Origin of the sequence: Ideonella sp. (genome assembly GCF_041914305.1) — a bacterium.
Lineage (GTDB): Bacteria > Pseudomonadota > Gammaproteobacteria > Burkholderiales > Burkholderiaceae_C > Ideonella.
The window spans coordinates 1-26,901 of the sequence record NZ_JAYSDQ010000014.1; the positions used below are offsets into that span (position 1 = coordinate 1).

Sequence of the window (26,901 nt, forward strand, 5' to 3'; positions counted from 1 at the left end):
GCCGCACCACGCTGATCATCGCCCACCGCATGTCGACGATCGAGCACGCCGACCTGATCGTCGTGATGGACCAGGGCCGCATCGTCGAGCAGGGCCGCCACGCCGAGCTGCTGGCGCGCGGCGGCCACTACGCGCGGCTACACCAGGCGCAGTTCAGCGCCGCGGCCGCACCGGCCGACGTTCAAGCGCCCAACAGCGGCGCCTGAGCTGCGCGTCGCTGCCGCGGCCCCTGCGGCGCTGGTCGTGGCAACGCGATGGCCACGCCTGCCATCGCCAGCTTCATCGGCCGCAACTGCATTTCGTCCGATCGCACCGCGGGCTGGTCGCAGCCCGGTGGCGAATCGACCGGGCGCTTTCTACAGTCACGCCCAACTTCTACCTACCCCATGGCTCTCGAAGTGCAGACCGTCGCCAACGGTCAGGACTTCGGGCGCAAGGCTCGACCAGACAGGCCCCCTGTCAGAACGGTCATGCCCGAGCTGGATGCGCAAGATTGTCAAGGCCGCTGCTGTCTCTTCACATGGCTGGCGTCGATGCTGACGACCTCGAGCGAGGCGTCAGCGCGGCCCGCGAAATTTTTCGCACGCATGGCATCACGGCGGCGGAAGCAGACCACGGGCGCTGGCGCCGTGACCTCTGCGAAGCGCTGGGGCTGGCGGACGATCCGATGATCCTCAGCCGTCGCGACGCGCTGGCTGCCTCCGTCTGGGACCAGGCCGTTCGCGCGGCTGTGGCCGCGGCGTGCCAAGGAAACAGCCGGGCGTCATGCCCCGATGGACCCTTGCGCCTGATCCAGGCCGCTGTCGAAATCGGCCCCTGACGATCGTCGTGGCATTGCAGCCCGCCCACGGGCCGCCACCGACACCAGGAGCACGACACCATGCCGACGACCGACAAGCCCAAGGGCCCCGCCTCGTACTTCCCTTCGATCGAGAAGACCTACGGCCAACCGATCGCGCACTGGCTCGGCCTCGTCGCCGGCTTGAAGGGCCTGAAGCACATGGAGCAGGTCGAGTGGCTCAAGCGCGAGCACGGGATCGGCCATGGCCACGCCAATGCGATCGTGGCCCACCACCTAGTGTCCTGTCCCGCAAATAACTGACATTTGGACGGGCCGAAATGGGGATGAACGCAAGGCGCCGAGCCGGGCAGATACCGGGTGGTATCTGCCCGGCTTGGCAACGCGGCGAGCACCCCATTGCGGCCCGCTGCGCAGCAGTTCGGCCAGATGCCGCCCTCGCGCGGCCGTGCGCCAAGGCCGATACCACCCGGTATCAGCCTCGTCACCCGACCGCACGATCATCAGCATCTGGCCGAATCCAAATGGCAGTTATTTGTGGGACAGGACACTAGCCGGATCGAAGAAATGATCGAAGGGCCGGACAAGGCCGGCCCTTCGCAGACGACGCTCGTTACGCAGTCTTGAACGGCAGCTCGCGCGGCGTCTTGCCGGTCAGCTTGGCGATCGCGTTGGCGAACGCCGGTGCCAGCGGCGGCAGGCCGGGCTCGCCCATGCCGGTCGGCGCATCGGCGCTGGGCACGGTGTAGACGGCGATCTGCGGCATGTCGGTGATGCGCGGCACCTGGAAGTCGCCGAAGTTGCGTTGCTCGACCTGGCCGTCTTTCAAGGTGATCGCCGCACCGGGCAGACACATCGACAGGCCCATCAGCGCTGCGCCCTGCACCTGCGCCTCGACCGTGCGCGGGTTGACGACGAAGTTGCAGTGCACGCCGGCCGTCACCTGGTGCAGCACCGGCTTGCCCTTCTGCACCGAGGCCTCGACGACGTAGGCGACCACGGTGTTGAACGACTCGTGCACCGCCACGCCCCAGGCGCGGCCCGCTGCGAGCTTCTTCTTGCCGTAGCCGCTCTTGTCGACCGCCAGCTGCAGCGCCGCGCGGTGGCGCGGGTGCTCGTTGCCGATCAGCTTCATGCGGTAGGCGACCGGGTCCTGCTTGGTCTGGCGCGCGATCTCGTCGACCAGCGTTTCCATCACATAGGCGGTGTGGGTCGAGCCCACGCTGCGCCACCACAGCACCGGCACGTTCAGCTTCGGGTGGTGCACCGTCAGCCGCATCGGCACGTCGTAAGGCTCTTTCATGCCTTCGACCGCGGTGTTGTCGATGCCGTCTTTCACCATCATCGATTCGAACGGCGTGCCGCCGAGGATCGACTGGCCGACGATGGTGTGGTCCCAGGCCAGCACCTTGCCTTGTGCGTCGAAGCCGATGCGGGCACTGTGCAGGTGCATCGGGCGGTAGTAGCCGCCCTGGATGTCGTCTTCACGGCTCCACAGCGTGCGGATCGGCGCGGCGATGCCGGCGCCCTGCGCGGCCTTGACCACCTGGCAGGCCTCGACCACGTAGTCGCTGGTCGCGATCGCTCGCCGGCCGAAGCCGCCGCCGGCCATCTGCACATGCACGGCCACGTTCTGCATCGGCACGCCCAGCACCTTGGCCGCGGCCATGCCGTCCAGGCCCGGCATCTGCGAGCCCATCCACAGCTCGGCCTTGTCGCCTTGCAGCTGCACGGTGCAGTTCAGCGGCTCCATCGGCGCATGCGCGAGGTACGGGAACACGAACTCGGCCTCGATGCGATGCGGCGCGTTGCTCAACCCCGACACGTCGGCGTCGAACTTGCGCGGGCCCGGCTCGCCGACCATCGCGCGGTACTGCGTCAACTGCTTCGTGCTGTCGACCCGCTCGACGCTGGCCAGATCCCACTCGGCCTTCAGCGCCTCACGGCCTTGCTTGGCCGGCCAGTAGCCGTCGGCAATGATGGCCACGCCTTCGCCGCCGCGATCGGTCGGCACGCGCAGCACCGCCTTCACACCCGGCACGGCCTTGGCGGCGCTGTCGTCCACGCTCTTCAGCTTCGCGCCAAAGACCGGCGGCCGCGCGACCACCGCGGTCAGCATGCCGGGCAGGCGCATGTCGATGCCGTAGTTCTGCTTTCCGCTGCTCTTGGCCGGCGCGTCGATGCGCGTGGTCGGCTGGCCGATCAGGCGAAAGTCTTTCGGGTCTTTCAGCGCCACCGTGTCAGGCACCGGCTGCTTCATCGCCTCTTCGGCCAGCTCGCCGTAGCTGAGTTGCTGGCCGTTCGGGCCGAGGACCAGGCCGTCGCGAGTGCGCAGCGTGGCCGCGCCGACCTTCCAGCGCGCGGCGGCGGCCGCCACCAGCATCGCGCGGGCCCGCGCGCCCAGCTCGCGGTACTGCATGTAGCTGTGCGCGATCGAGCCCGAGCCGCCGGTCAGGTGCATGCCGAACAGCGGGTCGACATAGGCCGGGTCGTTCGTGCCGTGCACGCTGCGGACCTTGGCCCAGTCGGCGTCGAGCTCCTCGGCCAGGATCATCGGCAGCGCCGTCTGCACGCCTTGGCCGAAGTCGAGCCGGTTGATCGTGACGGTGACGGTGCCGTCGGCCGCGATGTGCACGAACGACGAGGGCTGCTGGAAAGGCTTCAGGCCCGCGGCGCCTGCCGCGGCCTGCGCGCCCGCGACGAGCGGGAACGCCCCGATGGCGAACCCACCGGCCACCGAGAGCTTGAGGAAACTGCGGCGGGCGAGGCCGCGGGGCTCGGCCGCTGCGGCGTCGCGCGCCAGCATGGCCTGCAGCGCCTTGGGCAGTTCGTCGACCAGGCCGTTCACGAGTGCGTGTTCGAGATGCATCAGGGTCTCCTCGTTCAGGCCAGCGACTTGGCGGCGTCGCTCACCGCGGCGCGGATGCGCGCATAGGTGCCGCAGCGGCAGATGTTGCCGGCCATCGCAGCGTCGATTTCGGCTTCGGTCGGCCGCTTGCCCTTGGGCAGCGATTTGAGAAAGGCCGTGGCCGACATGATCTGGCCGCTCTGGCAGTAGCCGCACTGGGCCACGTCGTGCTTCACCCACGCGGTGTGCACCGCCTGGCCGACCCTGTCGTGGCCATCGGTGACCGACTCGATGGTGGTGATCTTCTGGCCGGCAGCGGCCGAGATCGGCGTGACGCACGAGCGGATGGCCTGGCCGTTCAGGTGCACGGTGCAGGCGCCGCATTGCGCCGCGCCGCAGCCGAACTTGGTGCCGGTCATGCCCAGCGTGTCGCGCAGCGCCCAGAGGATGGGCGTGCCGGGGTCGACGTCGAGCGCCTGGTCGCGCCCGTTCACGTTCAAGGTGGTCGTCATGCGAAATCCTCCTGGTGGCCGGCGAGTGTCGAACCAAGCCGCCTGCAGGGGTTAGCCTGATGCTGCGAGTTCATTGCCTGATCGTCCGGCGCGCGCGAGCCACCGGCAATGGCCAGCCGCACTTCGCTAGCATCGGCGCCTGGGCTCCCCTGCCGGAGACGCGCCATGCTGCAACGAGTCACCCCACCGCCCCCTGACGCCGATGACGACCGCGCCGACGCCGCCCGCCAGGCGCTGGCGCGGGCGATCCAGCGCTGGGCGCCCGAGGGGTTGCTGCACCGCCTGCCCGCGCTGCCGGCGCTGGCGATGTTTCGCAGCAGCAGCACCGCCGGCCCGGTGTGCGGCCTGTACGAACCCGGCGTGGCGCTGATCGTGCAGGGCAGCAAGCGGGTACTGCTGGGCTCGGACAGCTTCGTCTACGGCCGCGACCATTTCCTGATCGCGTCGCTGAACCTGCCGGCGGTGGCGCAGATCCTCGAGGCCAGCGCCGAGCGGCCGTACCTGTCGGTGATGCTGCGGCTGGACGCTCACGAAATCGCGCAGCTGATGATGGACGGCCAGGTGCCGCCGCCGCGCCCACAGTCGGCCGAGCGGGCCATGGCCACCGGCCGGGTCACCGCGCCGCTGCTGTCGGCGTTCCAGCGGCTGGTCGAGCTGCTCGACGAACCGGCGTCGATCCCGGCACTGGCGCCGCTGGTGCAGCGCGAGATCCTCTACCGCCTGCTGATGAGCGAACAGGGTGACCGCCTGCGCCAGATCGGCGCGGCCGGCAGCCAGAGCCACCAGATCGGCCGCGCGATCGACTGGCTGAAGGCGAACTTCACCGAGCCGCTGCGCGTCGACGCGCTGGCCGAGCGGGTGCGCATGAGCCCGTCGACGTTTCACCACCACTTCCGCGCGCTGACGGCGATGAGCCCGCTGCAGTACCAGAAATGGCTGCGGCTGACCGAGGCGCGGCGCCTGATGCTGGCCGACCACCTGGACGCCTCGACCGCCGCCTACCGCGTGGGTTACGAGAGCCCGTCGCAGTTCAGCCGCGAATACAGCCGCCAGTTCGGCGCGCCGCCGATGCGCGACATCGCCGGGCTGCGCGGCCAGGCCGTGCCGTCCGACTCGGTGGCGTGACGGATCTGGCCGCTCTGGAGACCGAACGATGAGGGATGAGGGGATCGACGTGCGTGCCACGCGCTGGGCGCGTCATGCCGTGTGGATGCTGGCCTTGCTGGCGTTGCTGCTGGCCGCCGCCTGGTGGGTGCGCCCAACAGCGCCGCGGCCGCTGGACGACGAGGAGCTCCACGCCGTCGTCGCCGAGATCGACGCGATGGTCAAGACCCCGAGCGACCAGGTGGTCGACTTCGTGGTGCGCGAGGCCACGCCGGCGCGCATCGATCGGCTGTACCGCAGCCCTGCCGTGGCCGGGCTGACGCGCGAGCAGCGCGAGAACGGGCTGATCTTCGCCGGCCGCGGCCCGCTGCTGCAGTTCGACGCGCCGTCGGACATCGTGCGCGCCGTGGACCGCTGGTTCCCACAGGAGATGGCGCAAGCCCGCCAAGCCCAGCGACTGCAGGGCCACCTGAAGTTGCCGGGGCCCTACGCCAACTGGGACGACGAACCCGCCGCCTTCCTGGACTTGTGGAACTGCATGCCGCAGCGCGCCTGGCTGCGCCCGGACAGCTCGCCGTTCGACCCCGAAGCCGATCGCGGCGATGGCTACCTGGGCGTGGCCGCGCGCAGCTCGAACGACATCGATATCGGGCCATGCCTGCGCGAGCGAAGCGGCGGGGCGGTGGCCGCCAACGCGGCGGCCGAGGAGCGCCGCGCGGCCGAACGCCGGCAGCGGGCCACGCGCACCGCGCCGATCCTGGTGGCGCACTTCGCCAAGCACCTGGCGCAGCGTGGCTGCAGCGGCACCGGGCCCGACGACTGTGCGCTGGTCGCATGGCTGTGGGCCAGCCTGGCGCCCGCAGATCCGGCGCTGGCCGCGGCCTTGCAGAAGATCGCGCCGGAGGCCCTGGCCACCCAGGCCGTCGCCGACCCTGACAGCCAGGCCGGCCGGCGCCAGCGCCTGCTGCAAGGCCTGCGGCAGGCGGCGATGCTGAAGGCGCAACTGACCTCGCTGGCCGCGGCCCCCGCCGCCTGGCCGGCCGACGCGCTGCCGCAGGCGCTGCGCCAGCTGGCCACGCTGCAGGCCGAGCTCGACCGGGCGCGCCAGGATTCGCAGCGCAATTGGTCGGCCTTCGATCTGCACCCCTACAGCGCGCCGATCAGCCCGTGGCCCGTGCTCGAAACGCTGGTGCAGCAGCCCGCCGGGCTGGCCGCGGTGCGGGCGCAGATCACCGCCCTGCCGCCGCCGGCCAATGCCGACTGCCAGGCCTACGACCCGTGGACGCGGCGCATGCCGCCCGGCGTGCTCGGCGGGCTGGCGTTGGACGCCTGGCGCGCCGGCCGGCCATCGCTGTGCGTGCAGCCGGTCTGGAACGGCCTGCGTGGCGACCTCACCCCCGAGGCCCGCCAGCTGTACGCGGCGCTGCTCGCGCTGTTGCCCAGTGCGCCCGGCCAGGTGCACGAGCAGGTCCTGTCGGGCCTGACCAACCAAGGCGAGGGCTGCTTCGACGAGAACGCCCGCCACGCCTCGGCCGAGTTGCAGGCGGTCTGCCGCGCGTGGATCTCCGAGCCCGGCAAGGTCGTCGAGCCCTTGGCGCACACCGGCCGCAGCGTGCAGCCCGCCGACCGCTTTGCCGCGCTGACGCTGCCCGAGATGCCGCCCGACCTGCTGGAGCCGCGCCCGGACGCCGCCGCGCGGCGCCACGCCTGGCTCGGCGCGCAGCTGGCAGCGCTCGGTGCGCCGCAGGGCGAGGTGCAGGCCTTGCTCGCCGTGGCGCAGCGCGCGGGCCAGCAGGTCATCGGGCTGCACGGTTGGCGCCGCGCCGACGGGCAGCAGCACCTGGTCGAGCTGTCGTTGGTGACGCCGGAGCCGGCGGCGGGGCAGGCCCCTGCGGCCGTGGCCAGCCATCCCTTCGGCTTCGGCCGCCAGCGGGTGCTATTGGTGATCGGCGCGGGCCAGATGCAGCCGGTGGGCACGTCCGACCGGCTGGCGTTTCAGTACGACGAGGGCACCATCGGCCAGGTCACCGACATCGACCACGACGGCCGGCCCGAGGTGTGGCTGAGCGGCAGCTTCGGCGAGTGCGACGGCGACGACCTGAAGCCCGGCATCGACTGCGACATCACCGAGCTGCACATGGGCGAGGTCTGGGGTGACACGCTGAGCTTCTTCGCGTGGACACCCGCCGGCGCCGACACGCTCAGGGAATCTCGACCGTGATCGCCTTGTTCAGGCGCTCGATCAGCTCGTCCGGCACGGCCTTGCTGCACAGGATGTAGCGGCGCTCGCCCGGCGGCAGGTCGGCGAAGTGCAGCGTGCGCAGTTGCTGCGCCGGCACGCCGGCCTGCTCGGCCAGGTAGGCCGCCTCTTCTTCGGCCGCGAACATGAAGTGCGCGCGCTGGGCGGCGATCATGTGGATCATCGCCACCGACTCGGCGCTGGTCACCACCCGTTCGGCCTTGCTTTGCGCCAGCAGGTTGTCGATCAGCGCGCCGTACGAGAAGCCGTCTTTCACCAGCACCCGCAGGCCCGGCTGCCGCAAGGTCTCGGCCAGCGTCGCGCTGGCGTTGTTGAACTCGCTGCGCGCCAGCGCCACGGTGGGCCGGTCGCGGTAGATCGGCTTGCTGAACTTGAAGTGCTGCTCGCGCTCGGGGTTCTTGAACCAGCCCACCGCGCAGGCCAGCTTCGGGTTGTCCTTCAGCGTCACCAGTTGCCGCACCGTCGGCAGCATGACCCAGCGGTAGTCGATGCCGGCCCCCTTGAACGCCTGGCCCGCCGGCGTGGCGGTCAGGCCGGTGACCTCGTCGCCGCGGGCCTGCACCACGTATGGCGGGCGCTCGAAGAAGTACAGGCTCAACGGCTCGGTGGCGGCCAGCGCGGCGCCGCTGGCCGCCAGGCCGGCGCAGGCCAGCAGCACCAGCCGCACCAGCAGGCCGGCACCTTGCCGCCCGATGGCTGGCCGATGCGCCGACCGGTCCGTCATCGCCTCACACCCCCGGGTGCAGCGGCCGCGGCGGCATCAGCAGGCCACCGGTTTCGCCGGGAATCGGGTCGAAGCCGTGCGCGGCCCAGCGCTCGGCGGCGCGCTCGATCAGCGCGCGGTCGCTGGCAACGAAGTTCCACCACATCAGGCGCCCCCCTTCCAGCGGCGCGCCGCCGATCACGACCACGCGGGTGGCCAGGGCCGAGCGCAGCACCGCGCCATCGGCGCCGGCCACCAGCGCCATCTCGCCGGTGGGCAGCATCTCGCCGGCCAGCTCGATGCATTCGGCCGGGCTGTAGATCGCCATCTCGTCGGCCAGCCGCGGCAGCGCCCAGGGCACGCCGGCGGGCAGCTCGATGTCCAGGTACAAGGTGGGCGAGGCGGCGCGCACCGGCGACCGCAGGCCAAAGGCCTCGCCCACCAGCACCCGCACCATCGCGCCGTCGACCTCGCGCTGCGGGATCTCGTCGGCCGCCACGTGCTGGAACGCCGGCTCGCCCTGCTCGGCGTCCAGCGGCAGCGCCACCCACAGCTGCAGCCCGTGCAGCCGGCGCGCCTGGCCACGCTGCGCGTCAGGCGTGCGTTCGCTGTGCACGATGCCGCGGCCAGCGGTCATCCAGTTGACGGCGCCCGGCGTGATCTCTTGCACCGTGCCGAGGCTGTCGCGGTGCAGGAAGCCGCCTTCGAACAGGTAGGTGACGGTGGCCAGCCCGATGTGCGGGTGCGGCCCGACGTCGGTATCGGCATCAGGCGCCAGGCCCACCGGGCCGAAGTGGTCGAAGAAGACGAACGGCCCGACCGCGCGCCGCGCTGCCACCGGCAGGGCACGCCGAACTTGCAAACCGCCAGCCAGGTCGGTGACCCGGGGTGTCCATCGCAGCATCGCGATCTCCCTTCGCGTCATCAACGGCCGGTTGGGGGGATCACCGGCCACCGCTGCGATGGTACGCCCGGCTTCGGCGCCGCCGGGCCGGTTTCGGCCCGGCCCCGGCGTGTCTCGTCGCATGCGGCCTCGGCCGGCCGCGGCCTGGCCTAGCGTGGCGGGCTTTCAACCCACGGAGACTCCCGATGCGCCCGATCGCCCTTGCCGCGCTGCTGTACGCCGTCGCCACCACGGCCCTGGCCGCAAACGCCCCCGAGCCGGGCCTGTACCGGCCGGTCGAGCTGCAGGCCGGCGTGTGGGACGCCGAGATCCAGTTCTTCGACCCGGCCACGGGCCAGGCCAACGGCGGCGCGAAGGGGGTGCAGACCAACGTGCTGCTGGGCGACGGGCATTGGGTGACCAATGACCTGGTCGTGCACGGCCCGGCCGGCGCCGCGGCCAAGCCGGCTTTCCAGGGCCACGGCGTGTGGGGCTGGGACCCGGTGGCCAAGCAGTATGTGGACACCTGGGTCGACACCAACGACGGCGCGGTGCGCACCGATTTCGGCCACTGGAACGCCGAGACCCGCACGATGTTCTGGACCGCACTGCAGCCCGACGGTCAGGGCCATTCGGTGAACTACCGCATGACCGAGGCCTACGACAGCGACACCCAACGCACGCTGACCTTCTACCAGGTGGCGCTGCAGTCGGGCCGCCTGGTCAAGCTGGCGGAGATGCACTTCACCAGGCGTGCCCGCTGACCATGCAGCGTGCGCGTCAGGCCACGTGCAGCGCGCCGCGCTTGATGCGGTGGCCGACCCGCTCGATGCGGCGCCAGCCGCTGTTGTCGTTCAGCGTGATCCAGCGCCGCTCTTCGGAGCGGTAGAACCAGTCCTTGTCCTGCTGGTAGTAGACCTGCGCGCCCTGCGACTCCCAGATGTTGGCGATCTCGTTGCTGTGCGCGCGGACCTCGTCGAAGTCGGTCGTCGCCTTCTGGCCCATCTCGCTGTAGCAGGCGTTCAGCTGCACCAGCAGCGCGTTGACATCGGCCGGCATGCGCTCGGCCTGCAGGCCGATCTTGACTGCCTCGTCGAGCAGGATCGGGTAGCTGTGCGACGGGTACTTGCCATTCAGCGCGCTGGCGATCGCCTCGGCCTTGGCCGCATCGGCGATGTGGTACGCCAGCAGCTCGCGGCACAGCATGATCGACAGCGACTCTGCACGGTCGACCGCGCCGATGACCAGCGGGTGCACATACTGGAACAGCGCCTTGTAGGCGTTCTCGGCCGCCACGTCGCCCTGCGCCTGCTGCTCGCGCCACAGGCGGATCACCCGCTGCAGCTCGTTCAGGCTGACGCTGACGCGGTCGTTGTCGCGGTCCAGCGGCGACAGCGCGTGGTTCAGCGAAGTGTCGACCGCGGTCAGGTAAGCCGTCGGGCCCATCAGGATGCCGTCGGCACCGAGCGCGATCATCGTCGCGGCCGACGCGCATTCCAGCGGCACCAGCGCCACCAGGCGGCGGCAATGCTGGCGCAGCAGGTTGACCAGCCGCAGCGAGACCTGGCCGCTGCCGCCGTCGGACTTCAGGAACAGGTAGATCGTCTCGTGCTGGCCCAGGCGTTCGAGCACGTGGTACAGCGCCACCACGTCGTTGTGGCAAACGGCACCGCGCGGGCCATTCCAGTAGGCGACCACCGGGCCGCCCAAGCGCTGGCCGAGCTGGGTGATCACGGCCTGCGTCTTGCTGAACAGCACCGGCGGCTGCTTGACCTGGATTTCGACCTTCGGCAGTTGTTCGTTCTTCACTCTTCTCTCCCTCCACGAGGGCCAGGTAGGCCCGATGTTCCATCCGGTGACGGGTTCCGGCGCCGCCCTATCGTTGCGGCCGGTTTGCGCCGCGGCGGCGCTCACGCGCGCCACGGCTTCGCATCGATGCTTCCCATCGCGGTTGTGCTCCGGCGCGAACACTGCTGGGTGAGGCGCGCCCGCTGCACGACACCGGCGTCCCGGTGGCGCACATGCCGGCTGCGGCGGCGCTCGACAAGGCACGGCCGCAGTCGTTGTGCCAAAGCACACCCGCCATGGGAAGGCGGAAAACAAAAAGCCCGGATCCTTGGCGGGATCCGGGCCTCGAAAGATTCGAGTGGCGGGGTGGGCTGGCTAGGCAGCGCCCCGGCCCGGATGGGCTGGCTCTTCAAAACCTTGCGCATGGCGCAGTGCCGCCGAACCACGCAGGGCCGCGCGGCCGACGAGCGGCAACAGAGGCTGGCAGGGGTTCTCGGCTCGGGTCTTCACGATCGACTCGGGAAAGGCTTTGAAAGCGACGGAGGCGGACTGTAAAGAGTCTTCACACACGCGTCAAGCCGATGCGACAATCCGCGTCCCGCAGCCGTCGCCCGTTTGCCACACCTTGACCGAGCCCAACCTCACGCTGACCCGCCGCCAGAACGCCCTGCAGCTGTTCCAGCAGTTCGCCGAAGCGCGCATGCGCGCCGGGGAGCCGCCCAAGGGGCTGGAGCAGGCTTTTGCACAGGCGCTGCAGGTCAGCCCCAGCATGTGGAGCCAGATCAAGAGCAGCCGCCCGATTGGCGACAAGCTGGCGCGGCAGATCGAAGCCGCCTGCGGCCAGGCCCATGGCTGGCTCGACGAGGAACACGCGTCGCCGGGGCTGTCGCCGGCCGAAGAGCAGTTTCTCGAGCTGGCGCTGAAAGCCTGGCGCGGCAGCAACGCCGCCGGGCGCAAGCAGCTGAAGCTCTGGCTCAAGCAATCGCTGGCCTGACGCCTGTTCTCGGCGGCGCGCGCAGCCCCTGGTGAAGCGCCGCCGGTGGGCGTAGCATTTTGCTTCGGCGGTCACCGGCTCGTGGAGGGCGCATGGCCCAGGAAGACGACGACTACGTGCAGGCGCGCGAGCGCATGCTGGCCGAGATCACGGCGCTGGTGATCTTCAACTGCGGCCGGCTGGGCAAGGCGGCCTTGAGTCGCCGTGTGCTGGACGCCCTGGCCGAGGTGCCGCGCCACGCCTTCGTGCCGCCCGACCTGCAGCCCTATGCCTACGCCGACTCGCCATTGCCGATCGGCTGCGGCAAGACGATCTCGCAGCCGTTCATCGTCGCGGTGATGACCGACCTGCTCGACCCGCAGCCCGGCGACAAGCTGCTCGACATCGGCACCGGCCTGGGCTACCAGACGGCCATCCTGTCGCGCCTGGCCGGGCATGTCTACAGCGTCGAGCTGATCGAGGCGCTCGCGTTGAGCGCGCGCCAGCGCCTGCGCCAGCTGGGCTGCCACAACGTGACGCTGCGTGTCGCCAACGGCCACCAGGGCTGGCCCGAAGAAGCGCCGTTCGACAAGATCATCGTCAGCGCCGCGCCCGAAGAGGTGCCGCCGGCCCTGCTGGCGCAACTGGCGCCCGGCGGCCGGCTGGTGCTGCCGGCTGGCCCCGTCGACCACCAGCAGTTGTTGGTGATCGACAAGGCCGGCGACGGCACGCTGCACCGGCGCGACATCTTCGCGGTGCGCTTCTCGACGCTCGAAGACACCGCGCCGCGATGAACCAGCCTTCGAGCCCTGCCTACCGACCGGGGCCGCGTGCCGGCGCGGGCTTCCCTCCGATGGGGGATGCATCGACGCCTGTTTGGGCGTAGTGTCCGGCTGGCCGACCCTCGCGTCGGCCGTAGCCGCTGGAGCGCCCATGTCACCGACCCCGCTGACGCAGCCCCCACCGATGGGGCCCACGACAACCACCACCGCGGCCGCGGTCACGCGCCGCATCGCCGATCTGCCCGGCCCGCGCGGCCTGCCGCTGCTGGGCAACGCGCTGCAGATGGACCGCGACCGCCTGCACCAGCAGGCCGAGGCCTGGGCCGGGCAGTACGGCGAAGCCTACCGCATGAGCCTGGGCCGGCGGCGCTTTCTGGTGCTGTCCAACCCCGAGGTGGTGGCCGCCGTGCTGCGCGACCGGCCCGATGGTTTCAAGCGCACCGAGCGGCTGAGCCAGACCGCGCGCGAGTTCGGTTTTCACGGCCTGTTCAGCGCCAACGGCGAGCATTGGCGGCGCCAGCGGCCGATGGTGCTGGCCGGGCTCGACCCGACCCACATCAAGAGCTTCTTCCCGACGCTGGTGAAGGTGACGCAGCGCTTCGCCCAGCGCTGGCAGCGGGCCGCGCAGCGCGGCGAGCCGATCGACCTGCAGGCCGACCTGATGCGCTACACGGTCGACGTGACCGCCGGCCTGGCCTTCGGCGCCGACATCAACACCATCGAGTCGGACGACGAGGTGATCCAGCAGCACCTGGACAAGGTGCTGCCGGCGCTGTTCAAGCGCGTGATGTCCACCGTGCGCTACTGGGACTGGTTCAAGCTGCCGGCCGACCGCCGGCTCGACCAGCACCTGGCCGCGCTGGCCGACGCGGTGCAGGGCTTCATCGCCGCCGCGCGGGCTCGCCTGGACGCCGACCCGGCCCTGCGCGCGCACCCGCGCAACCTGATCGAGGCGATGCTGGCCGCGCGCGACCGCGAGGGCAGCACGGTGACCGACGAAGACGTGTCGGGCAATGTGCTGACGATGCTGCTGGCCGGCGAAGACACCACCGCCAACACGCTGGTCTGGATGATCTGGCAACTGCACCATCACCCCGATGCCGCCGTGCGCGCCGCGGCCGAGGCGCGCGCCGTGGTCGGCCAGGCGGGGCTGGTGACGGCGCCCGAGCAGTTGCCGCGGCTGGACTATGTCGAGGCCTGTGCGCACGAGACGATGCGCCTGAAACCGGTCGCGCCGCTGATCATCCAGCAGGCCGTGCGCGACACGGTGGTCGCGGGCATCGAGGTGCCGATGAACAGCCTGGTGATGTGCCTGATGCGGCCGGCGGCGGTCAGCGACACGCACTTCGCCGAGGCCGACCGATTCATGCCCGAGCGCTGGCTGGCCCACGGCCCGGCCGGCCTGGCCGCCAGCTCGGCCAAGCGGGTGGCGATGCCGTTCGGCGCCGGCCCACGCATCTGCCCCGGGCGCTACCTGGCGCTGGCCGAGATGAAGATGGTGATCTCGATGCTGCTGGCGTCGTTTCGCATCGAGTCGGTCGACACCGAAGACGGCACGCCGGTGCGCGAGCGGCTGGCGCTGACGATGTCGCCGGTCGGGCTGCGGATGCGGCTGCGCACCGCATCCGCGCTGTCGGTTTAGGGCGGGTTCAGGGCTTCAGGTCCAGCACCACTTCGCCCGACACCGGGTCGGTCACGCCCAGGCCGTTGCCCTGGTCTTCGAGCTCGGCGCGGAAGCTGTCGAGCAGGCCGATCATCTTCGGCCGGGCGGCCACGAGGTCGTCGAACGAGGCCCACTCACCGACCAGGCAGAAGCTGCGCTCGCCGGTCTTGACCATCGAGCCGCGCAGAAAGCCCTTGAAGGTCGGATCGGCCTTGCGGTGCGCCTCGAGAAAGGCCTCTTCCCGGCCGGGCTTGACGCGGAAGCGGACGATATTGAACGCGGTCATGGTGACTCCTTTCGACAACCCAAGAGGCAGCGGCGGCTTGCCACTGTCACGCTGGGTCGCCGCTGGCCGTCTGGACCTTACGCCGATCCATCCGCCCCGTCGATGTTTCGTCCACCATCGAAACATCGGCCCGGGGCCGCGGCCGACACTGCCGTCATCGCCATTGACCACGACCCGCCGACCATGACCCTGACCTGCTTCATCCGCTACCGCCTCGACCCCTTCCAGCGCGACGCTTTCGAGCGCTACGCCCAGACCTGGGCCCGCGTGATCCCGCGCTGCGGCGGGCACCTGCTGGGCTACTTCATGCCGCACGAAGGCAGCAACGACGAGGCCTGGGGCCTGATCGCGTTCCCCAGCCTGGCCGCCTACGAGGCCTACCGCCAGCGCCTGCGCGAAGACCCCGAAGGCCGCGCCAATTTCGAGTTCGCTCAAGCGCAGCGGTTCATCCTGCAAGAGTGGCGCAGCTTCACCCGCGTCGTCGATTCGACCTTCCTCCAACCCGCCGCCGTCATGGAGACCGCGTGATGCTGACCGTCATCTTCGAAGTCACCCCCAAGCCAGGCCAGGCGCAGCGCTATTTCGAGATCGCCGCCGAGCTGGTGGGCGAGCTGCAGAAGATCGACGGCTTCATCTCGGTCGAACGCTTCGAGAGCCTGACCCGGCCGGGCACGTTCTTGTCGCTGTCGACCTGGCGCGACGAGGCCGCCGTGCAGGCGTGGCGCAACCAGGGGCTGCACCGCAGCGGCCAGCGCGAGGGCCGCGAGGCGGTGTTCGCCGGCTACCGCATCCGCGTGGCCCGGGTGCTGCGCGACTACAGTCTGGTCGAGCGCGACCAAGCGCCCACCGACTCGAACGCCGCCCTGCTCTGATGCCTGTGACACCTGCCGCCCACGAACCACGCCTGGTGCGCGTGGCCGCGCTGATGGCCGACGCCACCCGCGCGCGCATGCTGAGCTACCTGCTCGGCGGCGAGCTGGCCAGCGCCGGTGAGCTGGCCACCTGCGCGTCGGTCGGCGCCGCCACCGCCAGCGCCCACCTGGCCAAGCTGCTGGACGCGGGCCTGGTGGCCTGCGAGCCGCGGGGCCGCCACCGCTACTACCGCCTGGCCGACGCCGAGGTGGCGCATGCGCTGGAGGCGCTGGCGCTGGTGGCCGAGCGCGGCAGCCACGAATCCACCTGGGCCCGGCCGGCACGGGCGCGCCTGCGCGACGCACGCTGCTGCTATGGCCACCTGGCCGGCCGCGCCGGCGTCGCGCTGCTGGCGCACCTGCAGGGCGAGGGCTGGCTGTGCGCCGGCGCGAGCGCCGCCGGGCCGGTCTTCAACCTCAGCGACGCCGGTGGCCGCGGCCTGACCGACTGGGGCCTCGACGGCGCCGCATGGCAGGCCCGGCTGGCTTCGCCCGGCGCGCGGCGCCAGGCCTACCCGTGCCTGGACTGGTCAGAGCGGCGCGACCACCTGGCCGGCCCGCTCGGCAGTGCGCTGCTCGACCATTTCGTCGGCCAGGGCTGGCTGCGCCGGCGCAACGGTGAACGCGCGCTCGACGCCACCCCCACCGGCCTGCGCGCACTGGGCTGGTGGCCCCACTGACCACGCGGGCGGGCTTGCCCTGTAACGCCCCTTGCGCGGGTAGAGCCCGCCTTGCCGCGAGCCGGCAACAGGAGTAAAACCGCCGCAACGGTTGCAGTCTTGCTTGTCTGACTCTGACAAGGGGGTGGCGATGCGCAGGCGAATCCGCCCGTCGCGAACCGAGCGGCCTGGCGCCACGCAACGCGCGCCGGACCACCCGCAGTGCGCCCCCATGCGCGGGCGTTGTCGCGCTTTTGACCTTGTCGCCGACCGCGTGAACACGCGGCGGCCCGCCCCGGCCGCGCTGATGGCGGTCGCGCCTGTCCTTGTCCTTGCTGAATCCTCTCCTGCCCTGCCCGGCCGCTGTGCGGCCGTTTTGCGTTCTTGGAGGTGACCCATGGAACTGCGTCTTCGTTTGCACCACTGGGAGGGCCGCTCGCCCGACCTGCTGGCGGCCGCGGTGGCCGGCTTTGCGGCCGGCGCGGTGTTGATGGTGCTCGAGCTGTTGTGGGCCGGCGCGATGATGGGCGAGGCGCCGTGGCGCATCTCGCAGTTCGTCGCCGCGATCACGATGGGGCCTTACTCGGTGCTGCATGCGCCGGCGCAGGTGTTCGACCCCACCACCGTCGGCGTGGCGCTGGTCACCCACTATGTGCTGGGCATCAGCTTCGGGCTGGTGCTGGGCGCGGTGGTGGCCGGCTACCACTACGACGATGACGCGCTGGTCTCGCTGCCGGTGGTCGGCGCGGTCTTCGGCGCGGTGCTGTACCTGTTCAATTTCTACGCGCTGACCGAGGTCTTCCCGTGGTTCGCCGAGATGCGGGCCTGGGGCACCTTCGGCGCCCACCTGATCTTCGGCATCACCGCCGCGGTGTTGTACGGCCAGCTGGCCCAGTACCGCCAGCGGCGCCAGGGCCAGGGCTGAGCGCCTGAGTCCGGCTCGCCGGGCCCGCGCGGCGGCCCGGCCTCTCAGGCCCGCCTAAGCCATGGCGCCGCGGGCCTGCACCGCCCTGCACAGAGCCCGCCCACGTCGGAGCCACGAACCATGAGCATCGCGATCGCGCTGTTGCTGATCGTCGTCGCGAGCGTCGTCTTCCACCTGCTCACGCCCTGGTGGTTGACGCCGCTCGCGTCGAACTGGAGCCAGATGGACCACACGCTGTCGATCACGATGGGCGTGACCGGGGCGTTCTTCGTCGTCATCCTGCTGTTCGTGGTCTACACGCTGTGGCGCTTTCGGCACCGGCCGGGCAGCCCGCGCGCGGCCTACCAGCCGGACAACCGCAAGCTCGAGCACTGGCTGATCGGCATCACCTCGGTCGGCATCGTCGGGCTGCTGGCGCCGGGGCTGAAGGTCTATGCCGACTACGTGCGGCCACCGGCCAATGCGATGCAGCTCGAGATCCTGGGCCAGCAGTGGCAGTGGCGCTACCGCTTCACCGGCGACGACGGCAAGCTCGGCGGCAGCGACGCGCGCTTCTTCAGCGCCGCCAACCCGTTTGCGCTCGACCCGGCCGACGCCGCCGGCCAGGACGACGTGGTCATCACCGGCAACGAGGTGCACCTGCCGCTGAACCAGCCGGTCAAGGTGCTGGCCCGCTCGCACGACGTGCTGCACGACTACTTCGTGCCGCAGTTCCGCGCCCGCATGAACATCGTGCCGGGCCAGATGAGCTGGTTCTGGTTCACGCCCACGCAAGCCGGCCGCTACGAGGCGATGTGCGCGCAGCTGTGCGGCGTGGGCCACCCCAACATGCACGGGCTGGTGGTGGTCGAAGACGAGGCCGCCTTCAAGACTTGGCTGAAGCAGCAGACCACCTTCGCCACCAGCCTGAAGCCACCGGCCCCGGCCGGCGCGGCCGGCGAAGACCTGGTCGCCAAGGGTCATGCGCTGGCCCAGTCCAAGGGCTGCGTGGCCTGCCACACGGTCGACGGCAACCCCGGCGTCGGCCCGACCTGGAAGGGCCTGTTCGGCAAGACCGAGACGATGGTCGACGGCTCGACCGTGCTGGTCGACGACGCCTACCTGCGCGCCTTCATCAAAGACCCGAAGGCGCGCGCGATCAAGGGCTTTGCGCAGGTGATGCCGCCGATCCCGCTGGCCGACGACGAGATGGACGCGGTCGTCGCGTACATCAAGTCGCACGGCGGCGCGCCCCAGTAACGCATGGACAGGACGAGACGATGGCCTACGCCGACACCGACGACCTGCACGATCACCACGAGCCGCAGAGCTTCATCACCAAGTACGTCTGGAGCCAGGACCACAAGGTGATCGCCGTGCAGTACGGCGGCACCGCGATCCTGGTCGGGCTGGTGGGGCTGCTGCTGTCGAACCTGATGCGGCTGCAGATCGGCTTTCCGGGTGTGTTCGAGTTCATCAACGCCGAGCGCTACTACCAGTTCGTGACCATGCACGGGATGATCATGGTGATCTACCTGCTGACCGCGCTGTTCCTCGGCGGCTTCGGCAACTACCTGATCCCGCTGATGATCGGCGCGCGGGACATGGTGTTCCCGTACATGAACATGCTGAGCTTCTGGGTCTACCTGCTCAGCGTGGTGGTGCTGATGATCAGCTTCTTCGTGCCGGGTGGCCCCACCGGTGCCGGCTGGACGCTGTACCCGCCGCAGGCCATCCTGCCCGGCACGCCGGGGTGGGACTGGGGCATCATCCTGATGCTGGTGTCGCTGCTGATCTTCATCGTCGCCACCACGATGGGCGGCCTGAACTACGTCACCACGGTGCTGCAGGCGCGCTGCGAGGGCATGACGCTGCTGCGCATGCCGCTGTCGGTGTGGGGCATCTTCGTCGCCACCATCCTGGCGCTGCTGGCCTTCCCGGCGCTGTTCGTGTCGGGCGTGATGATGATGCTGGACAAGACGCTGGGCACCAGCTTCTTCATGCCGGCGCTGATCAGCATGGGCCAGGTCAGCGGCCACAAAGGCGGCAGCCCGCTGCTGTTCCAGCACCTGTTCTGGTTCTTCGGCCACCCCGAGGTCTACATCGTCGCGCTGCCGGCCTTCGGCATCGTGTCCGACCTGATCAGCGTGCACGCGCGCAAGGCGATCTTCGGCTACCGCACGATGGTCTGGGCGATCGTCGTCATCGGCGGCCTGAGCTTCGTGGTCTGGGCCCACCACATGTTCGTCAGCGGTATGAACCCATGGTTCGGCTTCTTCTTCGCCACCAGCACGCTGATCATCGCGGTGCCCACGGCGATCAAGGTCTACAACTGGGTGCTCACGCTGTGGCGCGGCGACATCCACCTGACGGTGCCGATGCTGTTCACGCTGGCCTTCTTGCTGACCTTCCTGGCCGGCGGGCTGACGGGGCTGTTCCTGGGCAACGTCAGCGTCGACATCCCGCTGTCGGGCACCTACTTCGTCGTCGCGCACTTCCACATGGTGATGGGCGTGGCGCCGCTGCTGGTCGTCTTCGGCGGCATCTACCACTGGTACCCCAAGATCACCGGCCGCATGCTCAACGACACGCTGGGCAAGCTGCATTTCTGGATCACCTTCCTCGGCACCTACCTGATCTATTTCCCGATGCACTACCTGGGCGTGCTGGGCATGCCGCGGCGCTACTACAACTACGAGGGCTACAGCTTCATCCCGGCGTCGGCGCACATGCTGAACCAGTTCATCACCGTGGTCGCGCTGTTCCTGGGCGCGGCGCAGCTGATCTACGTGTTCAACCTGCTGTGGAGCCTGAAGCACGGCGAGAAGGCGCCGCCCAACCCGTGGCGCGCCTGCTCGCTCGAATGGTTCACGCCGCACACGCCGCCCAAGCACCTGAACTGGGGCCCGAAGCTGCCGGTGGTGCAGCGCTGGGCCTACGCGTTCAACATGCCCGGCGCGAAGGACGACTTCGTGCCGCAGAACGCGCCTGCGTCAGCCGGCGGCGCCGAGCCTTCGCAGGAACACTGAAAGCCCGACGATGAACACCCACACCTGGCCGCACACACCGACTGACACCGACCGCGAACCCAACCACGCGCAGGCGGCCGGCACCGCCCTTTGGTTGTTCATCGGTGTGGCGACCACTTTCTTCTCGCTGTTCGTCGTGGCCTACGGCATGCGCATGGACGCCCCGGACTGGTCGCCGATCGCGCTGCCGTGGCAGCTGTGGTTGTCGACCGGGCTGCTGGTCGCCGGCAGCGTGCTGATGCAGCGCGCCGACGCCGCCGCGGCGCAGCGCCGGCCGGCCACGCTGCGGCCGATGCTGCTGGGCGGCGGTGCGGCGGCCGCCGCCTTCGTCGGCTCGCAACTGTGGGGCTGGCAGGTGTTGATCGATGCGCGCGTGCTGTTGGCCGGCAACCCGGCCGCGAGCTTCTTCTATGTGCTCACGGCGCTGCACGGGCTGCACGTGCTCGGTGGCCTGGTCGCGTGGAGCATCGCCGCGCAGGCGCTGTCGACGCCCGAGCCCGAACTGCCCACTGCGGCCTGGCGCGTGCAGCTGTGCGCGCGCTACTGGCACTTCCTGCTGATCGTCTGGGTGGTGCTGTTCGGGGCGCTCTCGCTGCTAACGCCCGAAATCGTGCGCTTCATCTGCGGAAGGGGAGGGACATGAGCCCCCACGCTCCCTTCCGGTCGCTGCCCCCCGAGGGGGCTCGCGCAGCGGCCCGGCAAAGCCGGATCCGCGCACGCCACTTGGAGCGGGCGGCGCCTCGCGCGCCCTTCAATGCTTGGGAGGTGACGAGATGACCGACATGCCTCTTGAATCGCACGGGGGTGGCCAAGTGGCCGGCCTGCGCGGGCTGGTGGCCGACTGGTCGGGTGACCAGCAGACCTTCCAGGTCGCCTGGGGCAAGGCGATGATGTGGATCTTCCTGCTGTCGGACACCTTCATCTTCGGCTCGTTCCTGACGGGCTACATGACGGTGCGCACCTCGACCATCGTGCCGTGGCCGAACCCGAGCGAAGTGTTCGCGCTGGACATCGGCGGCAAGCCGGTGCCGCTGCTGCTGATCGCGATCATGACCTTCATCCTGATCAGCTCCAGCGGCACGATGGCGATGGCGGTCAACTGCGCCTACCGGGGCGACAAGGCCACCGCCGCGAAGCTGATGTTCGCCACCGCGGCGTTCGGCGCCACCTTCGTCAGCATGCAGGCCTTCGAGTGGACCAAGCTGATCATGGACGAGGGCGTGCGGCCCTGGGGCAACCCGATGGGCGCGGCGCAGTTCGGCTCGGTCTTCTTCATGGTCACCGGCTTCCACGGCCTGCACGTGACGGCCGGCGTGATCTACCTGTGCGTCGTGGCGCTGCGGCTGCTGGCCGGCAAGTACGACGCAGCAACCCCCAAGTCCGGGAGTGGCCCGGCGCCCAGCGGCGGCAACTACCAGATCGTCGAGATCGCCGGCCTGTACTGGCACTTCGTCGACCTGGTCTGGGTCTTCATCTTTGCCCTGTTCTACCTCTGGTGAAAGGCATCGCCATGGCACACGCCGCCTCGCCGGGCCCGGCCCCGCAGCCCCACACCCAGCAGCACCCGATCGGGCTGTACTTCAAGATCTGGGGCCTGCTGTTCGTGCTCAGCACGCTGTCGTACCTGGTCGACTACTTCCACTTCCAGGGGGTGCTGCGCTGGACGCTGATCCTCGTCTTCATGTTGCTGAAAGCCGGCCTGATCGTCGCCGTCTTCATGCACATGGCCTGGGAACGGATGGCGCTGGTCTGCGCGATCCTGATCCCGCCCGCGGCGCTGATGGTGCTGGTCGGCCTGATGGCCTCGGAAGGCCACTACACCAACCTGACGCGGCTGCTGTTCTTCCGCTAGGCCTGTTCACACTGCGCAAGCGCCTTCGCCGACGTGGAGAACTGAAAGGAGCCGCATCATCGCCACCCCGTTGACCCTGCCGGCGAGCCGGCGCGCCGTCTGGCGCGAATACTTCGCGCTGACCAAGCCGCGTGTCGTCGCGCTGATGCTGTTCACCGCGGTGGTCGGCATGCTGCTGGCCAGCCCCGCCGCGCCGCCCTGGCCGGTGCTGGCCTTCGGCTCGCTCGGCATCGCGCTGGTGGCCGGCAGCGCGGCGGCGATCAACCACCTCGTGGACCAGCGCATCGACGCGGTGATGGCGCGCACCCGCGGCCGGCCGCTACCGCGCGGCGCACTCGGCACGGCGCAGGTGGCGCTGTTCGCCGCGGCCATCGGGCTGGCCGGCGTGGCGCTGCTGCTGGCCTTCACCAACGCGCTGTGCGCGGCGCTGACGGTCGGCTCGCTGATCGGCTACGCCGGCGTCTACAGCCTGTTCTTGAAGCACCGCACGCCGCAGAACATCGTGATCGGCGGTGCGGCCGGCGCGGCACCGCCGCTGCTGGGCTGGGTGGCCGTGAGCGGGCAGATCGAGCCGGGTGCGCTGCTGCTGTTCCTGATCATCTTCGTCTGGACGCCTCCGCACTTCTGGGCCCTGGCGATCCACCGCCAGGACGACTACGCCCGCGCCGGCGTGCCGATGCTGCCGGTGATCCACGGCGTGCCGTTCACCGCGACGCGGGTGCTGCAGTACGCGGTCGTGCTGTGGGCGATCACGCTGCTGCCGCAGGCTATCGGCATGGTCGGCGGCGTCGGCGGTTGGCTCTACACGGCAGGGGCGGCCGGCTTCGGCGCGCGCTTCATCTGGCACGCCGTGCAACTGCGGCGCGACCCGGTGCACTGGGCGATGCCGACCTTCCGCTATTCGATCGTCGACCTGTTCGCGCTGTTCGCGTTGTTGCTGGGTGAGCACTACCTGGCGATGGCGCTGGCCGCGGCCTGAGCGCGCCATCCTGCGCCGCATGCGTGCAGGCGTCTGCCTACACGCCGATCCGCCGCCGTCCGATGGAGCCGCGATGACCCGCCGATGAAGATGCCCGACATGGCCTTTGTCTTGAAGGAAAGGATCCAACCATGTTGAAAGCATCCGTGATCGCGCTATCGCTGCTCGCCCCGGTGGCGACCCTGCTGCCGCTGGGCGCATCGGCCGATGTCGACGTCGACCTGGTGCTGCGCGTGCCGCCGCCGGCGCCGCGTTATGAAGCCGTGCCGCCGCCCCGGCCCGGCTTCGTCTGGACGCCGGGCTACTGGGCCTGGCGTGGCAATACCCACGTCTGGATCGGTGGCACCTGGACCGCCGCCCGCCCCGGCTATGTCTACGTGCAGCCGCGCTGGGTCGAGCGCAACGGCGAATGGCACTTCACCCACGGCGGCTGGGCCCGCCACGACAAGGACAACGACGGCGTGCGCAACGGCCGCGATGCCGACCGCGACGGCGACGGCGTGCCGAACTGGGTCGATCGCCACCCGAACGTGAACGGCCGCTGAGGCTGCCCGTCCTCCCTGCTCCCTCCTGAAGTTGCCCCGGCCCGTCGCTCGACGGCCGGGGCTTTTTTGCAGGCCCAGCAGGGCGCACAAAAGCGGCCGGGTGTGTTGCCCGGCCGCGTTCACGACGAGAGGCTGCGCGGCGTCACTGCGCCGGCGAGCGCTCCGGCGGCGGCGGTGTCGACACGTCGACCGGTTGTTCGTCGGTGACGATCGCGCCGCTGGTGTCGTCGACATGGCGCTCGGTCGGCCGCTCGCTGCTCGGTGGTGACGCGCTCGACGGCGTGGTGGTCGCCGGCTCGGTCAGGGTCGGCGGCGGTGCCACGGTGTCGTTGTCGTCGGCGCTGTTGACGGCCACGAAGGCCACGACCGCGGCCACCGCCAACGCGGCAACCACCCCCGGCCAGTGGCGCCGGGCTGGCTCGTACAACGGATGCTCGGCCGGCGCATCGGCCGGCAGACGAACGTCGTGGTGGACATGGGTGTTCATCGTCTTCTCCTTGAGGTGGTGACGTGCCACCCAGTCTGAACGGGCGGCGTTGCTCGCTGCGTCGGCCAGCAGCGGCAGCGGTTGTAGGAGGGCGGGCCGATCGGCTGGCGTGTCACCGGTTGGCGTGCCCGGCCGTGATACCTGAACGAGCACAGCGTGCGCGGCAACGTCCTACAAACGCCGGCGCTGTCTTCCGATGGGCCCGGCGCGGGCCGCGGCCTAAGGTGTCGCCATCGACATTCGGGGCTTCGGCCCGCCGGGCCCCGCGTGTCGAGACAAGGTGCCGGCGACGCGTCTTCAGCGCGCCGTCGGTGGTTCAAGCGTCTTGCAGCCCACAGCACAAAACGGCACGCGATCGAACCGTGCCCTTGCCTGGAGATCACACCATGAATGCACGCACCACTTTCATTGCCATTGCCACCGCCCTGGCCGCGTTGACCACGCTGCCCGGCTGCGCGGTGTCGCGCGGCCAGTCCTCGGTCGGCGAGTACATCGACGACGCCACGATCACCACCGCGGTGAAGGCCAAGTTCGTCGAATCGAAGGCCGTCGACGCGACCTCGATCAAGGTCGAGACGCTGAACGGCGAGGTGATGTTGTCGGGCTTCGCGAAGACCGGCACCGAGCGCGGCGAGGCCGAGAGCCTGGCGCGCAACGTGCACGGCGTGAAGGCTGTGAAGAACCAGATCGTCGTGCGGTCTTGATGCCTGAGCCGCGCCCGGCCAGCCGGCCGGGTGCATGCCTGCATGACCCCCACCCCGCACGATCCCGCGCCCAGCGCCGCCGCGGCCCCACGCCGCCGGCGGCGCTGGCCATGGCTGGTGCCGCTCTCGCTGGCCGCCGGGCTGGTGGCCGGCGTCGCCTGGGCCGAGTGGCAAGGCTGGCGCTTCCTGGCCCACCCGGCCGAGCGCTGGCTGAGCAGCCACCTGGCACGCGAGGTGCGGTTCGGTGACGACGCCGGCGGCTTTCAGCTGTCGCTGCTCGGCCATGTCGGGCTGAAGGTGGGCGCGCTGCAGATCGCCAACCCGGCGTGGAGCCAGCTGGGGCCGATGGTGGTCGCGCACCAGGCCGAGTTGACGCTGCGCTACCGCGACCTGTTCGCGGCCCGCGGCGGCCGGCCACTGACCGTGCAGGCCCTGCAGGCCGAGGGGCTGCAGCTGCAATTGGAACGCCAGGCCGATGGCCGGGCCAGTTGGCAGTTCGGCGCCGACCCGGCAGCGGCGCCCGACCGGGCCGGTGCGTCGATCAACGGCGTGCACTTCGAATCGCTGGTGGTGCGCGATGGCCGTCTGAAGCTGATCGATGCGCCGAGCGCCGTCACGCTGGACGGCCAGTTCGCCTACCTGCCCGACGCCTGGCAGAACCAGCCCGGCTGGACGGCGCAGGCCAAGGGCCGCTACCGCGACGCCCCGCTCGTGTTGCAGGCCCGCACCGGCGCGGTGTTGCCGGGCATCGACGCCTTGAGCCCGTCGGTCGTGCCGGTGATGTTCGAGGGCAGCGCCGGGCGCGCCCGCTTGAAGTTCGACGGCCAGGTGCGCGACCTGCTGGGCCCGCAAACCCTCACCGGGCACTACCAGCTCAGCGGCCCGTCGCTGGCCGCCGTGGGCGAGCCGCTGGGCCTCACGCTGCCGACCACCGCCTACTTCACGATGCGGGGCCAGCTGCAGCGCGAGGGCGCCCGCTGGACGACGCAGGTCCAGTCGGCGCACATCGGCCGCAGCGAACTGGCCGGCGAGTTCGAGTATCGCCAGCGCCCCGGCGAGCTGCCGTCGCTGACCGGCGAGCTGCACGGCCCGGCGCTGTGGCTGCAAGACCTGGGGCCGGCGATCGGTGTCGAACCCGAGCCCGCCAAGGCCGCGGCTGCCGACGCCCGCGTGCTGCCCGATCGGCCGCTGGACCTGCCGTCGCTGGGGGCAATGAAGGCCGATGTGCGGATCCGGCTCGACCGCTTCGAGCTCGGCCATCCGAAGCTGCAGTCGATGCGGCCGTTGAAGGCCCACCTGACCTTGAACGACAGCGTGCTGACGCTCGAAGACCTGGACGCGACGATGGCGCAAGGCCGCCTCTGGGGCCGGGTGCAGCTCGACGGCCGGCAACCGCGCAACGGCTTGTGGACGGTCGACCTGTCGACCCGCGGGCTGCGGCTGGAGCAATGGATCGCACAAGACCGGCCGAAGGGCCAGCCGCCGTATGTGGCCGGCGACCTGGGGGGTCGCTTCCAGCTGACCGGGCATGGGCGCTCGGTAGCCGACCTGCTGGCCACCGCTGACGGCGAGGCGCAGCTGCTGTGGACGCGCGGCCAGATGTCGCACCTGGCGGTCGAGGCGGCCGGCATCGACGTGGCGCAGGCGCTGGGCGTGATGCTGCGCGGCGACAACGCGCTGGCGGTGCGCTGTGGCGCCGCCGACCTGCAGGTGCGCGATGGGCTGGTCTCGCCGAAGGTGCTGGTGGTCGACACCAGCGATTCGACGCTGTGGGCTACCGGCCACCTGTCGCTGGCCAGCGAAAAGCTGGACCTGACCGCCCGCGTCGCGCCGAAGGACATGAGCCCGCTCGCGCTGCGCACGCCGGTGCATGTGCGCGGCACGCTGGGCGACCCCGATGTCTCGCTCGACAAAGGCCCGCTGGCGCGGCGCGTGGTGCCCGCGGTGCTGCTGGGCATGCTGAACCCGCTGGCGGCGCTGTTGCCGCTGATCGACCCCGGTGACGACGGCGCGAAGGACAGGCTGGCCGGCTGCCAGCAGCTGGCGCAGCGGCAGCCGCCGGCCACGGCGCAGAGAGTGGTGGCTGCGCCTGCGGCGGCCGGGGCCCGCCCGTAGGACTCGTCCGACAAAAAACACGTCGTTGCACGGACGCGCAAGCCGAGATCGTCGCTTGATAATCGGCTCACATGCACCCAAGGCAGCCCTCGCAGGCCGCGGCGGGTTTCGGGAC

At 70.4% G+C, this 26,901-nt stretch carries 28 protein-coding genes and 1 pseudogene; 22 read left to right on the plus strand and 7 right to left on the minus strand.

Annotated elements, in window-relative coordinates:
- From ACE3SG_RS18055 to ACE3SG_RS18065, 3 genes and pseudogenes are all read left to right on the plus strand, one after another.
- Positions 1-206: pseudogene (locus ACE3SG_RS18055) on the plus strand (lipid ABC transporter permease/ATP-binding protein); the annotation flags it as partial.
- 287 nt (positions 207-493) lie between these two features.
- Positions 494-820: a hypothetical protein gene (locus tag ACE3SG_RS18060; protein WP_374567356.1), complete on the plus strand. Its 327-nt coding sequence runs from the start codon at positions 494-496 to the stop codon at positions 818-820.
- A gap of 60 nt (positions 821-880) precedes the next feature.
- On the plus strand, positions 881-1,102 hold the full coding sequence (locus ACE3SG_RS18065; RefSeq protein ID WP_374567358.1) for a DUF4287 domain-containing protein: 222 nt from the start codon (positions 881-883) through the stop codon (positions 1,100-1,102).
- 310 nt (positions 1,103-1,412) lie between these two features.
- Here the strand turns inward: ACE3SG_RS18065 and ACE3SG_RS18070 are convergent, their stop codons facing one another.
- Positions 1,413-3,668, minus strand: coding sequence for a molybdopterin cofactor-binding domain-containing protein (locus tag ACE3SG_RS18070; RefSeq protein ID WP_374567360.1), 2,256 nt, complete (start codon positions 3,666-3,668; stop codon positions 1,413-1,415).
- Positions 3,669-3,682: 14 nt separating this feature from the next.
- A complete protein-coding gene (locus ACE3SG_RS18075) occupies positions 3,683-4,159 on the minus strand; it encodes a (2Fe-2S)-binding protein (protein WP_374567362.1) in 477 nt (158 codons plus the stop codon).
- Between the two features lie 165 nt (positions 4,160-4,324).
- On the opposite strand from ACE3SG_RS18075, the gene ACE3SG_RS18080 reads away from it, so the two are divergent.
- Together ACE3SG_RS18080 and ACE3SG_RS18085 are read left to right on the plus strand one after the other, a co-directional pair.
- On the plus strand, positions 4,325-5,284 hold the full coding sequence (locus tag ACE3SG_RS18080; protein ID WP_374567364.1) for an AraC family transcriptional regulator N-terminal domain-containing protein: 960 nt from the start codon (positions 4,325-4,327) through the stop codon (positions 5,282-5,284).
- Positions 5,285-5,312: 28 nt separating this feature from the next.
- Positions 5,313-7,484 (plus strand): hypothetical protein, encoded by a 2,172-nt coding sequence (locus ACE3SG_RS18085; protein ID WP_374567366.1) that lies wholly within the window; start codon positions 5,313-5,315, stop codon positions 7,482-7,484.
- Here the strand turns inward: ACE3SG_RS18085 and ACE3SG_RS18090 are convergent.
- Both ACE3SG_RS18090 and ACE3SG_RS18095 read right to left on the minus strand, forming a co-directional pair.
- Positions 7,465-8,247, minus strand: coding sequence for a hypothetical protein (locus ACE3SG_RS18090; RefSeq protein WP_374567368.1), 783 nt, complete (start codon positions 8,245-8,247; stop codon positions 7,465-7,467). The two genes, ACE3SG_RS18085 and ACE3SG_RS18090, sit on opposite strands and share 20 nt — an antisense overlap.
- A 4-nt stretch (positions 8,248-8,251) precedes the next feature.
- Entirely contained in the window at positions 8,252-9,130 is an 879-nt protein-coding gene (locus ACE3SG_RS18095; RefSeq protein WP_374567370.1) for a pirin family protein, read from the minus strand.
- A 185-nt stretch (positions 9,131-9,315) separates the two neighbouring features.
- On the opposite strand from ACE3SG_RS18095, the gene ACE3SG_RS18100 reads away from it, so the two are divergent.
- Positions 9,316-9,873 (plus strand): DUF1579 family protein, encoded by a 558-nt coding sequence (locus ACE3SG_RS18100; RefSeq protein WP_374567372.1) that lies wholly within the window; start codon positions 9,316-9,318, stop codon positions 9,871-9,873.
- A gap of 16 nt (positions 9,874-9,889) precedes the next feature.
- On the opposite strand, the gene ACE3SG_RS18105 is transcribed toward ACE3SG_RS18100, so the two are convergent.
- Entirely contained in the window at positions 9,890-10,918 is a 1,029-nt protein-coding gene (locus tag ACE3SG_RS18105; protein ID WP_374567374.1) for a hypothetical protein, read from the minus strand.
- Positions 10,919-11,522: 604 nt separating this feature from the next.
- Here ACE3SG_RS18105 and ACE3SG_RS18110 point away from each other — a divergent pair.
- The 3 genes from ACE3SG_RS18110 to ACE3SG_RS18120 all read left to right on the plus strand — a co-directional run bounded on the left by ACE3SG_RS18110 (position 11,523) and on the right by ACE3SG_RS18120 (position 14,294).
- On the plus strand, positions 11,523-11,891 hold the full coding sequence (locus ACE3SG_RS18110; RefSeq protein WP_374567376.1) for a hypothetical protein: 369 nt from the start codon (positions 11,523-11,525) through the stop codon (positions 11,889-11,891).
- 92 nt (positions 11,892-11,983) lie between these two features.
- Positions 11,984-12,664, plus strand: coding sequence for a protein-L-isoaspartate(D-aspartate) O-methyltransferase (locus ACE3SG_RS18115; protein ID WP_374567378.1), 681 nt, complete (start codon positions 11,984-11,986; stop codon positions 12,662-12,664).
- A gap of 139 nt (positions 12,665-12,803) precedes the next feature.
- Complete coding sequence (locus ACE3SG_RS18120; RefSeq protein ID WP_374567380.1) at positions 12,804-14,294, plus strand: cytochrome P450; 1,491 nt, start codon at positions 12,804-12,806, stop codon at positions 14,292-14,294.
- 7 nt (positions 14,295-14,301) lie between these two features.
- On the opposite strand, the gene ACE3SG_RS18125 is transcribed toward ACE3SG_RS18120, so the two are convergent.
- Positions 14,302-14,601, minus strand: a complete 300-nt coding sequence (locus tag ACE3SG_RS18125; protein WP_374567382.1) for an antibiotic biosynthesis monooxygenase — start codon at positions 14,599-14,601, stop codon at positions 14,302-14,304.
- 183 nt (positions 14,602-14,784) lie between these two features.
- Here ACE3SG_RS18125 and ACE3SG_RS18130 point away from each other — a divergent pair, with 183 nt between their 5' ends.
- From ACE3SG_RS18130 to ACE3SG_RS18180, 11 genes are all read left to right on the plus strand, one after another.
- Positions 14,785-15,129 (plus strand): NIPSNAP family protein, encoded by a 345-nt coding sequence (locus tag ACE3SG_RS18130; RefSeq protein WP_374567385.1) that lies wholly within the window; start codon positions 14,785-14,787, stop codon positions 15,127-15,129.
- On the plus strand, positions 15,129-15,473 hold the full coding sequence (locus ACE3SG_RS18135; RefSeq protein ID WP_374567387.1) for an antibiotic biosynthesis monooxygenase: 345 nt from the start codon (positions 15,129-15,131) through the stop codon (positions 15,471-15,473). Before ACE3SG_RS18130 ends, ACE3SG_RS18135 begins: the two co-directional genes overlap by 1 nt.
- A complete protein-coding gene (locus ACE3SG_RS18140) occupies positions 15,473-16,192 on the plus strand; it encodes an ArsR/SmtB family transcription factor (protein WP_374567389.1) in 720 nt (239 codons plus the stop codon). Before ACE3SG_RS18135 ends, ACE3SG_RS18140 begins: the two co-directional genes overlap by 1 nt.
- A 376-nt stretch (positions 16,193-16,568) precedes the next feature.
- Positions 16,569-17,096 carry a hypothetical protein gene (locus ACE3SG_RS18145; RefSeq protein WP_374567390.1) on the plus strand — a complete coding sequence of 176 codons (528 nt, stop codon included), beginning with the start codon at positions 16,569-16,571 and terminating at the stop codon, positions 17,094-17,096.
- A gap of 120 nt (positions 17,097-17,216) precedes the next feature.
- Complete coding sequence (locus tag ACE3SG_RS18150) at positions 17,217-18,335, plus strand: c-type cytochrome (protein WP_374567392.1); 1,119 nt, start codon at positions 17,217-17,219, stop codon at positions 18,333-18,335.
- A 20-nt stretch (positions 18,336-18,355) separates the two neighbouring features.
- Positions 18,356-20,104 (plus strand): cbb3-type cytochrome c oxidase subunit I, encoded by a 1,749-nt coding sequence (locus ACE3SG_RS18155; RefSeq protein ID WP_374567394.1) that lies wholly within the window; start codon positions 18,356-18,358, stop codon positions 20,102-20,104.
- Between the two features lie 10 nt (positions 20,105-20,114).
- Positions 20,115-20,747 (plus strand): bb3-type cytochrome oxidase subunit III, encoded by a 633-nt coding sequence (locus tag ACE3SG_RS18160; RefSeq protein ID WP_374567396.1) that lies wholly within the window; start codon positions 20,115-20,117, stop codon positions 20,745-20,747.
- Between the two features lie 130 nt (positions 20,748-20,877).
- Positions 20,878-21,603, plus strand: a complete 726-nt coding sequence (locus ACE3SG_RS18165; protein WP_374567397.1) for a heme-copper oxidase subunit III family protein — start codon at positions 20,878-20,880, stop codon at positions 21,601-21,603.
- A gap of 11 nt (positions 21,604-21,614) precedes the next feature.
- The gene (locus ACE3SG_RS18170; protein ID WP_374567399.1) at positions 21,615-21,956 is read left to right on the plus strand and encodes a cytochrome C oxidase subunit IV family protein; all 342 of its coding nucleotides are present in this window, start codon (positions 21,615-21,617) and stop codon (positions 21,954-21,956) included.
- Positions 21,957-22,014: 58 nt separating this feature from the next.
- Positions 22,015-22,935: a heme o synthase gene (cyoE, locus tag ACE3SG_RS18175; RefSeq protein ID WP_374567672.1), complete on the plus strand. Its 921-nt coding sequence runs from the start codon at positions 22,015-22,017 to the stop codon at positions 22,933-22,935.
- A 131-nt stretch (positions 22,936-23,066) separates the two neighbouring features.
- Positions 23,067-23,480 carry a hypothetical protein gene (locus tag ACE3SG_RS18180; RefSeq protein ID WP_374567401.1) on the plus strand — a complete coding sequence of 138 codons (414 nt, stop codon included), beginning with the start codon at positions 23,067-23,069 and terminating at the stop codon, positions 23,478-23,480.
- Between the two features lie 142 nt (positions 23,481-23,622).
- Here ACE3SG_RS18180 and ACE3SG_RS18185 read toward each other — a convergent pair whose 3' ends face one another.
- Positions 23,623-23,967 (minus strand): hypothetical protein, encoded by a 345-nt coding sequence (locus tag ACE3SG_RS18185; protein ID WP_374567403.1) that lies wholly within the window; start codon positions 23,965-23,967, stop codon positions 23,623-23,625.
- A gap of 386 nt (positions 23,968-24,353) precedes the next feature.
- On the opposite strand from ACE3SG_RS18185, the gene ACE3SG_RS18190 reads away from it, so the two are divergent.
- Together ACE3SG_RS18190 and ACE3SG_RS18195 are read left to right on the plus strand one after the other, a co-directional pair.
- Positions 24,354-24,671, plus strand: coding sequence for a BON domain-containing protein (locus ACE3SG_RS18190; RefSeq protein ID WP_374567405.1), 318 nt, complete (start codon positions 24,354-24,356; stop codon positions 24,669-24,671).
- A 42-nt stretch (positions 24,672-24,713) separates the two neighbouring features.
- Complete coding sequence (locus ACE3SG_RS18195; protein WP_374567407.1) at positions 24,714-26,786, plus strand: AsmA family protein; 2,073 nt, start codon at positions 24,714-24,716, stop codon at positions 26,784-26,786.
- Positions 26,787-26,901 lie beyond the last annotated feature (115 nt).

Excerpts from the sequence above, each read along its gene's own strand:
- ACE3SG_RS18185 (WP_374567403.1), bottom strand. The coding sequence starts at position 23,967 with ATGAACACCCATGTCCACCACGACGTTCGTCTGCCGGCCGATGCGCCG.
- ACE3SG_RS18155 (WP_374567394.1), top strand. The coding sequence starts at position 18,356 with ATGGCCTACGCCGACACCGACGACCTGCACGATCACCACGAGCCGCAG.
- ACE3SG_RS18115 (WP_374567378.1), top strand. The coding sequence starts at position 11,984 with ATGGCCCAGGAAGACGACGACTACGTGCAGGCGCGCGAGCGCATGCTG.
- ACE3SG_RS18095 (WP_374567370.1), bottom strand. The coding sequence starts at position 9,130 with ATGCTGCGATGGACACCCCGGGTCACCGACCTGGCTGGCGGTTTGCAA.
- ACE3SG_RS18130 (WP_374567385.1), top strand. The coding sequence starts at position 14,785 with ATGACCCTGACCTGCTTCATCCGCTACCGCCTCGACCCCTTCCAGCGC.
- ACE3SG_RS18125 (WP_374567382.1), bottom strand. The coding sequence starts at position 14,601 with ATGACCGCGTTCAATATCGTCCGCTTCCGCGTCAAGCCCGGCCGGGAA.
- ACE3SG_RS18120 (WP_374567380.1), top strand. The coding sequence starts at position 12,804 with ATGTCACCGACCCCGCTGACGCAGCCCCCACCGATGGGGCCCACGACA.
- ACE3SG_RS18090 (WP_374567368.1), bottom strand. The coding sequence starts at position 8,247 with ATGACGGACCGGTCGGCGCATCGGCCAGCCATCGGGCGGCAAGGTGCC.
- ACE3SG_RS18165 (WP_374567397.1), top strand. The coding sequence starts at position 20,878 with ATGACCGACATGCCTCTTGAATCGCACGGGGGTGGCCAAGTGGCCGGC.
- ACE3SG_RS18075 (WP_374567362.1), bottom strand. The coding sequence starts at position 4,159 with ATGACGACCACCTTGAACGTGAACGGGCGCGACCAGGCGCTCGACGTC.
- ACE3SG_RS18150 (WP_374567392.1), top strand. The coding sequence starts at position 17,217 with ATGAGCATCGCGATCGCGCTGTTGCTGATCGTCGTCGCGAGCGTCGTC.
- ACE3SG_RS18080 (WP_374567364.1), top strand. The coding sequence starts at position 4,325 with ATGCTGCAACGAGTCACCCCACCGCCCCCTGACGCCGATGACGACCGC.
- ACE3SG_RS18170 (WP_374567399.1), top strand. The coding sequence starts at position 21,615 with ATGGCACACGCCGCCTCGCCGGGCCCGGCCCCGCAGCCCCACACCCAG.
- ACE3SG_RS18135 (WP_374567387.1), top strand. The coding sequence starts at position 15,129 with ATGCTGACCGTCATCTTCGAAGTCACCCCCAAGCCAGGCCAGGCGCAG.
- ACE3SG_RS18190 (WP_374567405.1), top strand. The coding sequence starts at position 24,354 with ATGAATGCACGCACCACTTTCATTGCCATTGCCACCGCCCTGGCCGCG.
- ACE3SG_RS18140 (WP_374567389.1), top strand. The coding sequence starts at position 15,473 with ATGCCTGTGACACCTGCCGCCCACGAACCACGCCTGGTGCGCGTGGCC.
- ACE3SG_RS18100 (WP_374567372.1), top strand. The coding sequence starts at position 9,316 with ATGCGCCCGATCGCCCTTGCCGCGCTGCTGTACGCCGTCGCCACCACG.
- ACE3SG_RS18070 (WP_374567360.1), bottom strand. The coding sequence starts at position 3,668 with ATGCATCTCGAACACGCACTCGTGAACGGCCTGGTCGACGAACTGCCC.
- ACE3SG_RS18160 (WP_374567396.1), top strand. The coding sequence starts at position 20,115 with ATGAACACCCACACCTGGCCGCACACACCGACTGACACCGACCGCGAA.
- ACE3SG_RS18065 (WP_374567358.1), top strand. The coding sequence starts at position 881 with ATGCCGACGACCGACAAGCCCAAGGGCCCCGCCTCGTACTTCCCTTCG.
- ACE3SG_RS18085 (WP_374567366.1), top strand. The coding sequence starts at position 5,313 with ATGAGGGATGAGGGGATCGACGTGCGTGCCACGCGCTGGGCGCGTCAT.
- ACE3SG_RS18180 (WP_374567401.1), top strand. The coding sequence starts at position 23,067 with ATGTTGAAAGCATCCGTGATCGCGCTATCGCTGCTCGCCCCGGTGGCG.
- ACE3SG_RS18145 (WP_374567390.1), top strand. The coding sequence starts at position 16,569 with ATGGAACTGCGTCTTCGTTTGCACCACTGGGAGGGCCGCTCGCCCGAC.
- ACE3SG_RS18195 (WP_374567407.1), top strand. The coding sequence starts at position 24,714 with ATGACCCCCACCCCGCACGATCCCGCGCCCAGCGCCGCCGCGGCCCCA.